Origin of the sequence: Fictibacillus sp. KU28468, from assembly GCF_026153615.1 — a bacterium.
Classification (GTDB): domain Bacteria; phylum Bacillota; class Bacilli; order Bacillales; family Fictibacillaceae; genus Fictibacillus_C; species Fictibacillus_C marinisediminis.
The window spans coordinates 3,668,772-3,682,325 of sequence record NZ_CP110666.1; the positions used below are offsets into that span (position 1 = coordinate 3,668,772).

The 13,554-nt window shown below is 41.7% G+C and carries 14 protein-coding genes and 1 pseudogene; 2 read left to right on the top strand and 13 right to left on the bottom strand.

Annotation, left to right across the window (positions count from 1 at the left end):
* Positions 1–20: 20 nt before the first annotated feature.
* From OKX00_RS19290 to OKX00_RS19305, 4 genes are all read right to left on the bottom strand, one after another.
* Positions 21–1,388 (bottom strand): TrkH family potassium uptake protein, encoded by a 1,368-nt coding sequence (locus tag OKX00_RS19290; RefSeq protein ID WP_265408486.1) that lies wholly within the window; start codon positions 1,386–1,388, stop codon positions 21–23.
* A gap of 71 nt (positions 1,389–1,459) precedes the next feature.
* Positions 1,460–2,344, bottom strand: coding sequence for a YitT family protein (locus OKX00_RS19295; RefSeq protein WP_305585545.1), 885 nt, complete (start codon positions 2,342–2,344; stop codon positions 1,460–1,462).
* Between the two features lie 129 nt (positions 2,345–2,473).
* Positions 2,474–3,739, bottom strand: a complete 1,266-nt coding sequence (locus tag OKX00_RS19300) for a cation:dicarboxylate symporter family transporter (protein ID WP_265408487.1) — start codon at positions 3,737–3,739, stop codon at positions 2,474–2,476.
* 199 nt (positions 3,740–3,938) lie between these two features.
* Positions 3,939–4,175, bottom strand: coding sequence for a DUF2642 domain-containing protein (locus tag OKX00_RS19305; protein WP_265408488.1), 237 nt, complete (start codon positions 4,173–4,175; stop codon positions 3,939–3,941).
* Between the two features lie 186 nt (positions 4,176–4,361).
* On the opposite strand from OKX00_RS19305, the gene OKX00_RS19310 reads away from it, so the two are divergent.
* Positions 4,362–4,685 (top strand): hypothetical protein, encoded by a 324-nt coding sequence (locus tag OKX00_RS19310; protein WP_062236814.1) that lies wholly within the window; start codon positions 4,362–4,364, stop codon positions 4,683–4,685.
* Between the two features lie 78 nt (positions 4,686–4,763).
* The gene (locus OKX00_RS19315) at positions 4,764–5,357 is read left to right on the top strand and encodes a YitT family protein (RefSeq protein WP_053355619.1); all 594 of its coding nucleotides are present in this window, start codon (positions 4,764–4,766) and stop codon (positions 5,355–5,357) included.
* Between the two features lie 49 nt (positions 5,358–5,406).
* Here OKX00_RS19315 and OKX00_RS19320 read toward each other — a convergent pair whose 3' ends face one another.
* The 9 genes and pseudogenes from OKX00_RS19320 to OKX00_RS19355 all read right to left on the bottom strand — a co-directional run bounded on the left by OKX00_RS19320 (position 5,407) and on the right by OKX00_RS19355 (position 13,475).
* On the bottom strand, positions 5,407–6,750 hold the full coding sequence (locus OKX00_RS19320; protein ID WP_053355620.1) for a hemolysin family protein: 1,344 nt from the start codon (positions 6,748–6,750) through the stop codon (positions 5,407–5,409).
* Between the two features lie 82 nt (positions 6,751–6,832).
* Positions 6,833–7,051, bottom strand: coding sequence for a hypothetical protein (locus OKX00_RS19325; protein WP_053355621.1), 219 nt, complete (start codon positions 7,049–7,051; stop codon positions 6,833–6,835).
* A 54-nt stretch (positions 7,052–7,105) separates the two neighbouring features.
* Positions 7,106–7,240, bottom strand: a pseudogene (locus OKX00_RS23415) (MerR family DNA-binding transcriptional regulator); the annotation flags it as partial.
* A gap of 87 nt (positions 7,241–7,327) precedes the next feature.
* On the bottom strand, positions 7,328–7,711 hold the full coding sequence (locus OKX00_RS19330; protein ID WP_053355622.1) for a YidH family protein: 384 nt from the start codon (positions 7,709–7,711) through the stop codon (positions 7,328–7,330).
* A 72-nt stretch (positions 7,712–7,783) separates the two neighbouring features.
* Positions 7,784–9,529: a phospho-sugar mutase gene (locus tag OKX00_RS19335; RefSeq protein WP_265408489.1), complete on the bottom strand. Its 1,746-nt coding sequence runs from the start codon at positions 9,527–9,529 to the stop codon at positions 7,784–7,786.
* Between the two features lie 243 nt (positions 9,530–9,772).
* Positions 9,773–11,326, bottom strand: a complete 1,554-nt coding sequence (locus OKX00_RS19340) for a bifunctional GNAT family N-acetyltransferase/carbon-nitrogen hydrolase family protein (RefSeq protein ID WP_265408490.1) — start codon at positions 11,324–11,326, stop codon at positions 9,773–9,775.
* A 28-nt stretch (positions 11,327–11,354) separates the two neighbouring features.
* The gene (locus OKX00_RS19345) at positions 11,355–11,750 is read right to left on the bottom strand and encodes a VOC family protein (protein WP_265408491.1); all 396 of its coding nucleotides are present in this window, start codon (positions 11,748–11,750) and stop codon (positions 11,355–11,357) included.
* Positions 11,750–12,400 (bottom strand): HAD family hydrolase, encoded by a 651-nt coding sequence (locus OKX00_RS19350; RefSeq protein ID WP_053355625.1) that lies wholly within the window; start codon positions 12,398–12,400, stop codon positions 11,750–11,752. The genes OKX00_RS19345 and OKX00_RS19350 overlap by 1 nt, the downstream gene beginning before the upstream one ends.
* A 205-nt stretch (positions 12,401–12,605) precedes the next feature.
* Positions 12,606–13,475, bottom strand: coding sequence for a ComEC/Rec2 family competence protein (locus OKX00_RS19355; protein WP_265408492.1), 870 nt, complete (start codon positions 13,473–13,475; stop codon positions 12,606–12,608).
* Between the last annotated feature and the right edge of the window lie 79 nt (positions 13,476–13,554).

Sequence of the window (13,554 nt, forward strand, 5' to 3'; positions counted from 1 at the left end):
TCCTCTTTTCAATATGATTTTTACTGACCGATGATTATTTTTTCTTTTGGGTAATGAAAATGCTCCACAACCGTCTTTCCGCGGATAATGAATAGGAAGGAAAGAACGCCGATCCTTCCGATAAACATGAGCACCATAAGGATTATCTTTCCTCCTGTACTCAGGTCAGGTGTAATTCCTAAACTTAGACCTGTCGTCCCAAATGCCGAACATACCTCAAACACAATTTTTTCGATAGGCAGCGGGTCGGTTACTGCCAAAAACAGTGAGGCCGCACTGCAAATCAGAAATGCCACAATCAAAACGATAAAAGACTTCTGAACGTCTTCAGTCATCACTTCCCGGCCAAAAACTTTTATTGAATTCCGGCCTTTTGCATAGAACCATATAGCAAGAAAAGCTACGGCAACGGTAGTTGTCCTGACCCCGCCCCCTACACTGCTTGGCGAAGCGCCGATAAACATCATTGCGCTAAGAAATAGATTCGTGGGTGTTGAAAAATGATTCATATCCATTGTCGAGAGCCCCCCGCTCCTCGTTGTCACCGACTGAAACAGAGAATAGAATAACGTTTCATGCCATGTCTTATCGGCAAGAAAATGTCCTGCTTCAAACACATAGATTCCCACCGTCCCCATTACGACAAGGATAAAAAAAGTGACCGTCGTAATTTTAGTAAACAGCGTAAAGTTATATCGTTCCTTGTATTTCCTTTCGGCTATAAAATTCTTTACTTCGATCAGCACTGGAAAGCCTATAGCGCCAGCTGTAATTAAAATCATGGTCAACAGCTGAATGAAATAATCATCCTTAAATGGAATTAAGGACTGACCCGTAAGATCAAAGCCCGCATTGGTCGTTGCGGTAACTGATGAAAAGAAACCATGGTATAACGCTTCTTTCCAGGACGGATAGTACTTTAAAAACAGAAAAGTAAAAAGAATCATACCAATGAACTCAATAATCATAATTAAGCTAAGGATTTGTCTCATGAGGTTTACAAGTCCGGACAGTGTGGACTGGTTTTGATCGGTCATGATTAATTGCCGCTCTCTCATCCCGATTTTCTTTCCAAGCAATATCCACACCGCGGTTCCCATCGTCATCACACCGACACCGCCGATTTGGACGATCATCGCCAAGGCAATGACACCGCCAGAGTTGAAGGTCTCATGTATGGTTACAACCGAAAGGCCGGTGACACTCACCGCACTGACCGCCGTAAACAGAGCATCAACAAACGTCACCGAGACGCCAGGATTGTGAAATGCCGGCAAACTTAATACACCAGTCGCAATGATGACAGAAATAAGATAAAAAAGAACGATGATCTGAACTGAGGTTAAAAAGAATCCGCTTTTGGTTTTATCCTGTTTTACTCCAAGCACTATTTTCACAACCCTGTCTAATCATATATCTTGTTTAAATGATACCCTATTCCAAACCTTGGACAACAGTATCAGTGAATATTTTTCTTTTTAAATCTGCCGCCCTTTACATCATGAATATTTCCCACCGCTAAGAAGGCCGTCGGATCAATATCATTGACGATATTTTTCAGTTTCGCTTCTTCCAGCCTGGTGATTACGGTAAAAATAACTTTTTTATCGTCTCTGGAGTATGCACCTTCCCCATTCAGATAAGTTACACCACGGCCAAGTCTGGCAAGAAGGGCTTCGCCTATCCTCATATGTTCATCACTGATGATCCATACAGATTTAGACTGATCAAATCCATCAATGGTAACATCTATGACCTTAAAAGCGATATAGTAGGCGATCAAGGAATACATAGCGCGGTCCCATCCAAATACAAACCCTGCGCTTGCAAGAATGAAGATGTTAAAGAACATCACCACTTCACCAACAGAAAAAGGTGTTTTAGTATTGAATAAAATGGCTAAAATTTCTGTTCCATCAAGAGATCCTCCATAACGGATGACCATACCGACGCCCACCCCTAAAATAACACCGCCGAATACTGCGGCCAATAAAGGATCATCGGTTAAAACGGGTACAGGATGAAGAAAGGATGTTCCAATAGACATGATAATGACACCAAATAATGTAGAAATGGCGAAGGTTTTTCCGATTTGCTTGTAACCGAGGAAAAAGAATGGAATGTTTAACACGACAAGAAACAAGCCAAGATTCAGCTTTGTTAAATGAGACAAAATAATGGAGATACCAACGATTCCCCCATCAATGATCTGATTGGGAACGAGGAAAATTTCAAGGCCTGTAGCTACGAGCAATGCCCCCAGGGCTATAAAAATTACCCTTTTAAAAAGATTGGTCTTTGTAATTTTCTTATGAGCCGTTTGTTGTTGTTGTAGTGATTCCAACAGCACTCCCCCTCTAGTAATAAGTTTCTCTTATGGTATATTTCAATTATAGCAGTTTTTTATTGATACTTTAAGCAATAAGCCTTATTAAATTAAAAAAGAAGCTCCTGCTTTTGCAGGAGCTTCTTTTTATGATGCTTGTTTAACTTCGTTGATATACGCTTCAGCTTTTTGATTATCAAATTGGCCTTCCCACTTGGACATGATGATCGCAGCGAGAGAGTTACCAACTACGTTAACAGCGGTTCTTGCCATATCAAGGATACGGTCGATACCAGCAATAAACGCTAAACCTTCTACCGGGATGCCAACTGTTCCCAATGTAGCAAGGAGGACGACGAACGATACTCCAGGAACACCTGCGATTCCTTTAGATGTTACCATCAGCACGAGAAGCAGTGTGATCTGAGAGGAGATCGGCATGTCGATCCCGTACATTTGAGCGATAAACAATGCCGCGATAGCCTGATAAAGAGTTGAACCATCTAAGTTAAAGGAATACCCTGTTGGGATAACAAAGCTCGCGATGGCTTTCGGGCAGCCCATCTTCTCCATCTTCTCCATTAATTTCGGAAGAACCGTTTCTGAGCTGGATGTTGAATACGCAAGGATCAATTCATCTTTTAATATTCTGAAAATATTAAAGATATTAACACCCGCAATTTTTGCAACGAGCCCGAGTACCACTATAACAAAGAACGCCATAGTCAAGTACACAAGAATAACAAGCTTGCTTAATGGGATCAAGGATGTAACACCAAACTTGGATACCGTAACACCAATCAGTGCAAAAACCCCGAATGGAGCAAACTTCATGATCTGGTTGGTCACGTAAAACATCGCTTCTGCTGTACCTTGGAAAAACCTCAGAACCGGCTGACCTTTTTCACCAATTGCTGCCACACCAAGTCCGAACATTACCGAGAAGAAAATAATAGCAAGCATATCACCGTGCACGAGAGATTCAAACAAGTTTTGAGGAACGATATTAACGATTGTATCCGCAAATCCATGTTCACCAGCGGTTTTAGCTGTTTCTACATAACTCCCGATATCTGTTTTGCTCAAATGTTTCATATCTACGCCTGCACCGGGCTTAAAGATATTTGCTACCAACAACCCAACAGCGATGGCAATCGTTGTAATGATCTCAAAATAAAGAATAGTTTTTCCGCCGAGTTTACCCAGCTTTTTCATATCACCTACACCGGCAACTCCGACAATTAGGCTGGAAACTACAATCGGAATGACAATCATCTTAATGAGCCTGATGAAGATATCTCCAATTGGCTGCAAATACTTTTCAATTCCAGGATTGCCGTAAAAAATAGCTCCGACCGCGATACCCAGAATCAAACCGATAAGAATCTGCCATGCTAGTCCAATTCTTTTCATAATGTATATCACCTCTTGTTGTTTGTAATCGTTAACACAATAATCTAATTGTATATTCTTTATAAAATGTTTGTCAAAGTTAATAATTGCTAACTAGATATATTTCTTTGATAAACTAAGCAACAACGCGGTTTTAAACGATAGAAAAAATTAAAAAACATCCCTGAAAAAGGGATGTTTTTTAACTGTCGAAACCCAGTTAGATCGGGAAAATCGCTACAATCTCGCATATACGGATAACAACGCGGAATGTACAATTGTTTTTTCTTACACGCAGTACGATGACATCCCGGCCAACTGAAACCAATCTTCCGCGGAATGTCTGGTTTACGGTATCTACTTGTACACGTTCGTTAATTAGCGCAATTGCTTCTCTTCTAAACGTATCTCCCCGGCGGCGGCCAAAGCCGTCTCCGCCATCAAAACCAAAACCCATGACTTACTCTCCTTTCATCACCGATTTTATTACCAACCGATGGTACTAATAGTAGATGCAGGAGAAGGTACTTTGGTGTGGACAAACATCACGGGCAACCGCTGATATTTATCGATTAAACAGTTGTTTAAATTTTTCTTGCTGCGGGAAAAATGAATAGATAAACCTGTAGAAGGGATGAGTTCAATGAGACAAGCTGAGTCATTCGATGACATACTTGAATTCTCCAAAACGCATACGTCACAAGGTACAATGTATCTCAGCCAAAAGGAAACATCACCAGGAGGAATTTTGTTCAGTGATGAAGATTCAGGGAAACAGCCATTGGAACTTGAGATCAAACTTCTTTTAATTACGAAAGATGACTCCATTTATTTTTTTAAACGATATATGGAAGAAGAAGAAGAAGAATTTGAACAAACGATGAATCAATTGGAAGAACTAAAAAATCAATTTAGTATAAATATGGTAAACTCCAGTGAGTTTGATTCCATTTTATCCAAAAAATAATACTTAGGCAGTTTTTGTGCAGTAATTGATCCCTGTCCCGCTTCATAAAGTAGTAAAAAGAGGGACAGGAGGCAAATGATGCTTGCAAAGATGACAGCCGTTTTCATCGGCAGTTTTTTAATGGGAATCGGTATTAATGTGTTTATCCTGCCCTTTCATTTATTAGATGGCGGCATGATTGGTATCGGCCTGCTGTTGAAGTATGTGTGGGGGTTTAAGGTAGGAATGACCATTATTCTTCTGAGCATACCGATTTATTTTCTGGTCTGGAAATTTGACCGCAGCTCTTTTATCAACAGTATTCATGGAATGCTCATTTCTTCTTTTGTTATTGATTTGCTCCTGCCTCTCAAGGGATTTATACATCTTCCAGTTATGGAAAGCGCCATCACCGGCGGCTTACTGATTGGCACGGGTATCGGCATTATGCTCAGATACGAAACAAGTACAGGCGGGACGGATCTTCTCGCACTTTTTATTTCTAAACGTTCTTCTCTCAACGTAGGAGTCATCATCTTCATTATTGATGCAGCCGTTATTTTGTCAGGGTTGTATTTTATGGGCGAGGGCATGTTTTTCTACTCTCTTATCACCATCTTATCTGTGGCATTTGCTACAAGTACACTTACACTTATCCATTCCATTTCCATATTTTTAAATCCTAAACCATAAAAAAGTGCCCGCCATCTTATTTAGACAGCGGGCACTTCATATGAATGTGTTACTCTAAATCGGTAACTAATTCAGGGGCTTTTACTGATCCCTCTATATCCTTCGAGATTTCTATTTTACTAACCTCAATGCGTTTGATCTGGTGGCCGTCAATTTCCACTACTTTGAAGATCAAGCCTTCATACTCAATCTCATCCCCTTCAACAATATCGGAGTTTTGAGAAAGCATCCAGCCTCCAATCGTATCGAGATCGGAATCATCAATATCAAGGCCATACAGATCATTCACTTCAGAAATCAGAACTTTCCCATCAAGCACGGTAACTCTGGGGGTCACTTTTAAAATCATCGGGGTTTCATCTGTATCGAATTCGTCCCTGATTTCCCCGACGATCTCTTCAAGTATATCTTCAACTGTAAGCAGACCGGCAGTTCCCCCATATTCATCCATGAGGACGGCCATGTGGACCTGCTGTTTCTGAAGCTTCACTAAGGTTTCCTGAATAGGTATGGTTTCAATCACGGTTAAAATAGGACGCAAGTAGCTCTCCAATGATTTTTCCACACCCGACATCAGGTCATAGAATATTTCTTTTACGTTTACCATGCCAACCACATGGTCTTTATCCTCATCAACGACTGGATAACGTGTATATTTTTCACTCGTAATGATGGAAAGATTTTCTTCAATTGACTTATTAATATATAAACAAACGATTTCCGTACGCGGTACCATAATCTCTTTAGCGATACGGTCATCAAATTCAAAGACTTTATTCACATAGCTATACTCTGACTGATTAATTTCTCCGCTCTTGTAACTCTCTGAAAGAATCAGCCGAAGCTCTTCTTCAGAGTGGGCCATTTCATGCTCCGAAACGGCAGACAGCCCAAACATTTTTGTTAAAAGCCGCGCACTTCCGTTTAGCACCCAGATGACTGGATACAGGACTCTGTAGAACAAGATCAGCGGCCCTGACAGCATCAGGCTGATCTCCTCCGCTTTTTGAATGGCAAAGGTTTTAGGTGCAAGTTCACCAAGTACAACATGGAGAAACGTAATAATGGCAAAAGCAAGAATTAAAGTGACCGTTTTAGTAAGCGCAGGACTCAAGCTCAGCTGTTCAAAAACCGGCTGAAGCAAGTGATGGAGAGTACCCTCCCCAAGCCAACCAAGCCCTAAAGCGGTAATTGTAATACCCAGCTGACAGGCTGAAAGGTAACCGTCCAGGTTTAACAGCACTTTTCGCACTGCAATGGCTTTTTTGTTTCCTTCTTCAACGAGCTGGTCAATTCTTGTGCGGCGGATCTTTACGATCGCAAATTCAGCAGCCACAAAAAAAGCGGTTAATACAATCAGTAATGCTACTACGAATAACTTAAATATGTCCAAATAGACTCTTTATTCTCTCATATCGGGGAGAGATAAAGATGTCACCTCCTGATTTATTTTACTGGATACTTTCGGCGTTCCCTTAAATAAGCGGCGTTTCTCCAATAATCAATAAAAGGCTGTGAAGTAAAGTTGCACGTTCGGCAGGCATATGTTTAACAGCAAGTTTTAATTGCTCCTTGTTTAGCTGTTGAAGAAGAGGCTTTAAATCCTGAACATCTTTTTCAAGTGTGTTGAGCTGCATATCGACTTTTTGCATCGTTTCTGCATACTGTCCCGCATTTTCATTGAATGATGCCATTTTTTCTTTAATCTTCTCTAAAGGCAGATGCTGTTTCTTATAATAATTGATCCACGTAAGCTGCTGTAGGGCTTCTTCACTGTAAAACCGATAATTGGATTGGGAACGTTCAGCCTTTAACAGGCCTAGTTTTGTATAATAATCAATGGTTCTTTTTGAAACGCCTGCTAATTCTGCTAGTTCGCTGATACGATACTTCCCAAATCAATCACCCCAATGCATAGATAATAAGTAATTTTACAGAATTAGAACCATACAGTCAAACGTTTCAGTTACTTATAGAATATTCCGCATGAGAAAATAACTTACCATCAGAATACTCATGACAATAACGAGGGAAATTGAAACAACAAAAACCATTCGAATCGGTGACTGGAACGTTTGATCATTGATTCGTTTTCGTTTATTGAAATAATCGGCAGTCGCAAAGATAATGGTAGCCATTCCTAGCAAAAAGGCGATAAACCCAACAGCTGCCACCACCTGATCCTCAATCCGAAAAACTTTGATCTGCATTGTAAAGTGAAGATTTAAGAATACAAACCCTATGCCAGCCATAGCAATGGCCGTCCGAATCCAAGCGAGATATGTCCGCTCATTGGCCAGATGTTGCTGGATGTACCTAGAATCAATCGTTGCTTTCCTGTCTTGTTTATCCATATGAAATCTCCCTGTTATTGTTCCTGATCTAAAAAAAGCAGTTCCGGATCCCGGGACTGCTTTTTACTATTTTTACTGAGCTGCTGCAATAAGCTGATGGACGTGATTCATAACGTCAGTCTTCAGCTCACGCAGCAAGGTTTCACTGCTGCTGAAGGAGTCTGATTTGACGGCAAAGTAAAACTTGATCTTCGGTTCTGTCCCTGAAGGCCGCAAACAGAACCATGAACCGTCACGCAATACATATTTTAAGACGTTGGATGCTGGCAGGTGAATGCTGCTTTCCTCTTTAGATGCCAGCTTGGTTCTCGTCCCTGTGCTGTAATCCTCAACAAACAATATCTCTTTACCCGCCATTTCCACTGGGGGACTGGCTCTGAACGAGTCTAATATATGGTGAATCTGTTCGGCTCCTGCTTTGCCTTTTAGCGTTAATGATTCAAGGCCTTCTAAGTGATATCCATAAGTATCAAATACATCCAAGAGGCCCTCATACATGGTTTTCCCTTGTTTCTTATAGAAAGCTGCAACTTCAGCAGCAAGGAGGCAGGCCTGTACGGCGTCCTTGTCGCGCACAAAATCCCCTATTAAATATCCGTAGCTTTCTTCATATCCAAACAGAAAAGTATGCTCTCCTGTCTTCTCATATTCCTTAATCTTCTCACCGATGAATTTAAATCCGGTGAGTGTATCGATGGTTTTCAGGCCAAACGAGCTCGTGATTTCTCTTCCCAGCTCAGACGTTACGATGGTTTTAAGCACAACCCCCTTAGGGCAGAGCGAGCCTTGATCCTGTTTTTGTGAAAGAAGGTAATGAAGCATGAGTGCACCTGTCTGATTGCCTGTAAGAACAACATACTCACCTTCCAGGTTTTTCACCGCTACACCAACACGATCTGCGTCAGGGTCGGTAGCAAGCAGGATGTCTGCATCTTTTTCTATTCCATATTCAATAGCAAGTTCAAATGCTGCATGCTCCTCAGGGTTAGGTGATTTTACAGTAGAAAAATCCGGATCTGGCTGTTCCTGCTCTTTTACAACAGTAACATTTTTAAAGCCGATGGCATCAAGTCCGTTCCTTACGGGGTGATTGGCAGTCCCATGAAGAGGTGTAAATACAATGCTCAAGTACTGCATCTCATGGACGAGATCCGGATTTACGGTAATTCTTTTTAATTGCTCAAGATAAGCCTCATCAATTTCTTCTCCGACCATTTGGATGAGCCCTTCCGCTTTTAACTGCTCTTCAGGCACAACAGAGATAGCCAGTTCATTTTCGATTTCTTCAACTTTTTCTGTTAAGAGATCCGCTTCATTCGGTGGAAGCTGCCCTCCATCTGCTCCATATACTTTGTATCCGTTATACTCAGGAGGATTGTGGCTGGCTGTAATGACGATTCCGCTGAACGCCTTTAAATAGCGGACCGCAAAAGAAAGCACAGGTGTTGGTCTCAAGCTTTCAAATACATAGGTTAGAATTCCTTTTGATGCTAATGTACTTGCAGCCTCCATCGCAAATTCAGGTGATTTATGCCTTGAGTCATAGGCGATGACCACACCCCTCGCCTTTGCTTTCTCCCCTTGTGATTCAATAAAACTTGCAAGGCCTGCTGACGCCTTGCGGATTGTATATGTATTCATACGGTTCGTACCAGGGCCGATTTCGCCTCTCATACCTCCGGTGCCAAATTCGAGGTTCTTATAAAAGGAATCCTCAAGGCCGGTTTCCGTTTCTTTTAATTTCTCGAGCTGAAGCTGAAGCTCTTCGTCAAGATTCGGTTCATTCAGCCATTTTTCATATGCAGTCTTCCAGTTCATTACGGAATCTCCTCCTTTTAGGTGCGGGTCTACTCCCTATATAATTCTTTACCGAGCATGTTTTCCCTTCTCATTCGGGAAATTCTCAAGAGCATTTTTATTATAACGCAGTGCTAAAGCCACGAAAACTGTTTTCGACACGCCGTTATCTTTTGCCTTATGATCTGATGTCCTGCGACAATATTTCCCGGTAAATAAAAATTTATAAGCAAAAACGACAGGAAATTTCCTGCCGCTTTATTTTCAACCTTTACTTTTACTCTTTTGAATCACTTCATAAAGATCCAGTCTGCGGTTACGAAGCTGAGTGACGTTTCCTGTCTTGCGCTGTCTGCGCAAGATCTCAAGGTCAACGTCCCCGACCACCACTGTTTCGATGTTCGGATGGCACTCACCAACAATTCCGTCCCGAGGGAAAGCGAAATCAGATGGCGTAAAGATTCCAGACTGCGCATACTGGATATCCATATTCTCAACTTGGGAAAGGTTGCCGACCGTTCCTGCTATGACAGTGTAGATCTCATTTTCAACTGCTCTTGCCTGTGAGCAGTATCTTACCCGGACATACCCCTGTCTGTCTTCTGTACAGAACGGCGTGAAGATAATGTTAGCTCCCATGTCTGTAACAATTCGGGACAATTCAGGGAACTCGATATCATAACAGATCAGAATAGAGATCTTACCGCAATCTGTATCAAATACTTGTACCTTGTCCCCAGGTGTAATCCCCCACCATTTTCTTTCATTCGGCGTAATGTGGATCTTATACTGCTTCTCTATTGTCCCGTCTCTGCGGAATAAGTACGCCACATTATAGATGTTTCCATCCTCTTCAACGAAGTGGGAGCCGCCGATAATATTAACGTTATAACGGACAGCGAGATTAGTAAAGAGCTCAATGTAATCCTCTGTAAACTCTGTTAAACGCCTGATGGCTTGGCTAGGGCTTTTTTCTTCACAAAATGATAAAAGCTGAGTTGTCAGGAGTTCAGGAAAGACCGCAAAGTCAGAGCCCTGATCGGCTGCAACATCTGTATAATATTCTACTTGTGTAGCAAAATCTTCAAACGATCCGATGGTTTTCATCATGTATTGAATAGCCGTGATACGGATCGGTTCACTCGTTTTAAAATGCCTTCTCGTATTATGCGGATGGTAATCAACGTTATTCCATTCCATTAAAGTCGCATACTCTTTAGACTGTTTATCATCCGGAAGATAATGGCGGTTGATCCTCATGACAGTAAAACCATTCATCAGCTGGAACGTCAGTACCGGATCGTAGATATTGTGGTGAATCACTTCTTTTACATAATCTCTCGGCGTCATTTCACTCGAATGTTTGTAATAGTTAGGAATGCGTCCACCAAGGATAATACTTTTCAGGTTCCACTCTTCAGCCAGTTCTTTTCTCGCTTCATAAAGACGCTTTCCGATCTTCATCCTTCGGTATTCCGGATGGACCATAACTTCTATGCCGTATAGGTTATAGCCATTGGGGTTATGGTTGGTAATGTACCCCTCATCAGTGATCTCGTCCCAAGTATGCTGGTCATCATATTCATCAAAGTTAACGATCAGACTTGAACAGCTGCCAATGATTTTTCCCTCGTATGTAACTACAAACTGGCCTTCAGGAAAAATGTCCAGATGGCTTTCAAGCTGCTCGCGCTTCCACGGCTCCATGTGATCTGGGAAACAGGTTTTCTGCAATTCAAGTATTTCATCTATATCATTGTATTGTATATTCCTAAGCTCAATCTTCTTTTCAAATTTGGAAACATCAACTTCGCTCAATGGATTCACTCCTATCCTTTTTCATGCATCAGATCCAATTGTTCATTCTCTCAGCCAAAGAGCCTGTGTTGAGCTCCAGCTGTATGCCATCAGGATCCAAAAAGTTAACGCAGCGTCCTCCGCCTCGTTCTAAAGGGCCTCTGATAATTTTTACTTCGTTAGCTATAAGGATTTCAACTGCTTGATCAAAATCTGCTTCAAGTACAGTGAAAGCCGCATGGTCTATACCTGCTGATACCCTATCCGCTTTCTTAGCTTCTCCCCGTTCCAGTAAACAAATCCACACTGGCCCCCACTCGAGATATGCGTCAGTCCGCCCTCTGTGAACAAGCTCAGCTTTTAATATCTTTTGATAAAAAATCAGTGATCGGCTTAAATTTCCAACAGCAAAAGTTAGGTGATTGACCCCCTGGATTTTGTTCATCAGAATCTGTTCATCAGTTCCTTCAACTGTACTTCTGCCAATGATTCCATCTGGTGATCTACATCTCCAAATGCAAGTCCCTTTGTTACTTCATTTGGAATGACAACGCAATAAAGCCCTGCTGCCTTTGCTGCTCTCGCTCCATTTGCCGAATCCTCAAACGCGATCGCTTCATTGGGTTTAACCCCAAGGCATTTTACGGCTTCCAAATACAGTGCCGGATCTGGTTTTACATGTTCCACATCATCCGCTGTTTTAAGGCAGTCAAAATAGGAAAGCAAATTTAATTTTTCCAGATGCCCCGTTACCCACTGACGTGAGGAACTGGTTGCCAATGCTATTTTCAGACCGAGTTCTTTAGCAGCTTCAAGATAGTCTTCCACTCCCGGCAAGGGTTTTTCACCCTCGAGCATGGATAGTACCCGCTCATGATGCTTGGCACGCAAGCCCTTTCTATCGACCTTCTTGTTGATTTGTTCTTCAAGGTATTCAAAGGGATCCAGAAAATCTTTTGTTCCGATGCATTGCTGCCATAACTCTAAGGGCATATTGCAAGAATGCTCAGTAAAAATCTCTTGAATGGCATTATATACACTCGTCTCCGAATCTAAGATAAGCCCATCAAAGTCAAAGACTACAGCTTTTATCATTTGCTTCCCATCCTCCCTTTTCATATCTTTATTTTCTTATCCCTGCCCCAAAAGTGCAAGGGAGAAGCCTTTTTTAGAAAAACGCAAGTGCCCAGCTAAAATCCGACAAGCGCTGGAGCTAGACATTACTCCTATGCAAACTATATTTTATCCTACCTTAACCTACAAAATCACAAAAAAACAAGACAGCCCAAAGCAGGCTGCCTTATTTAAATCCGTTCGTTCGAAACGTAATTTTATTTCCGTTGCTGATAGCCGTTATGACTCCGAGCTGATCGGTTCTGTAGATGGTCATATTCAGTCTTTCCAGACGGAACAGCACTTCTTTTGATGGATAATGATAGGGATTATTGTTTCCTACCGAGATCATAGCTGTCTTCGCATGGACTGCTTTTAAAAACGCCATCGTTGTTCCCGTATTTGCTCCATGATGACCTATTTTAATGACATTTGCTTTTAAATCCTTTTTGGATGACAGCAGTTCCTTTTCCGATTCCATTCCAGCGTCAGCCATCAGCAAAAAGCGGTTTTTCCCGTGTGTAATTCTTAAGACCGCAGAGTAATCATTAATGTATTTATAATAAGCAGAACCAGGTGCAAGCATATCAACCTTCACCGAAAAACCAAAACGGAATTTGGTTCCTGCCTTGGCACGTTCTACCGGGATGCTCTTTTCGTTAATAATTTTGAAAAGATCGTGATAATAAGCGGTATCATACGGAAGATTGGGCATATAAATCTTTTTCACATTAAAATTGCGGATCACATCGTCCATCGATCCGATATGGTCATGGTGAGGATGCGTGGCCACCAAAACGTCTATGTCTACAACTCCCTGGCTTTGCAAGTACCGGATGATCTCAGGTCCATCATTTTCATCGCCGGCATCAACAAGCATATTTCTCCCATTCGGCATCTGAATCAGGATGCAATCCGCCTGCCCGACATCTAAGAAATGCACCTTAAGCGGTTCAAACCACGCAGCACTTGCGATCTTAGGGGAGATGCACAACACAGCAGCAGATAGAATAACCGCTAACACTATCTGCTTCATGATTCGAATAACATTCAACAACTCCGTCCCCTCCCATTTGGTTATGAATTAGTTATATGTAACTTTCCTGCATAATAAAAGAAAACCCATTATCCAATAC

Coding starts and splice junctions, on each gene's coding strand:
- OKX00_RS19300 (WP_265408487.1), bottom strand. CDS start 3,739: ATGAAAAGAATTGGACTAGCATGGCAGATTCTTATCGGTTTGATTCTG.
- OKX00_RS19305 (WP_265408488.1), bottom strand. CDS start 4,175: ATGGGTTTTGGTTTTGATGGCGGAGACGGCTTTGGCCGCCGCCGGGGA.
- OKX00_RS19310 (WP_062236814.1), top strand. CDS start 4,362: ATGAGACAAGCTGAGTCATTCGATGACATACTTGAATTCTCCAAAACG.
- OKX00_RS19315 (WP_053355619.1), top strand. CDS start 4,764: ATGCTTGCAAAGATGACAGCCGTTTTCATCGGCAGTTTTTTAATGGGA.
- OKX00_RS19325 (WP_053355621.1), bottom strand. CDS start 7,051: ATGGCATCATTCAATGAAAATGCGGGACAGTATGCAGAAACGATGCAA.
- OKX00_RS19330 (WP_053355622.1), bottom strand. CDS start 7,711: ATGGATAAACAAGACAGGAAAGCAACGATTGATTCTAGGTACATCCAG.
- OKX00_RS19335 (WP_265408489.1), bottom strand. CDS start 9,529: ATGAACTGGAAGACTGCATATGAAAAATGGCTGAATGAACCGAATCTT.
- OKX00_RS19345 (WP_265408491.1), bottom strand. CDS start 11,750: ATGAACAAAATCCAGGGGGTCAATCACCTAACTTTTGCTGTTGGAAAT.
- OKX00_RS19350 (WP_053355625.1), bottom strand. CDS start 12,400: ATGATAAAAGCTGTAGTCTTTGACTTTGATGGGCTTATCTTAGATTCG.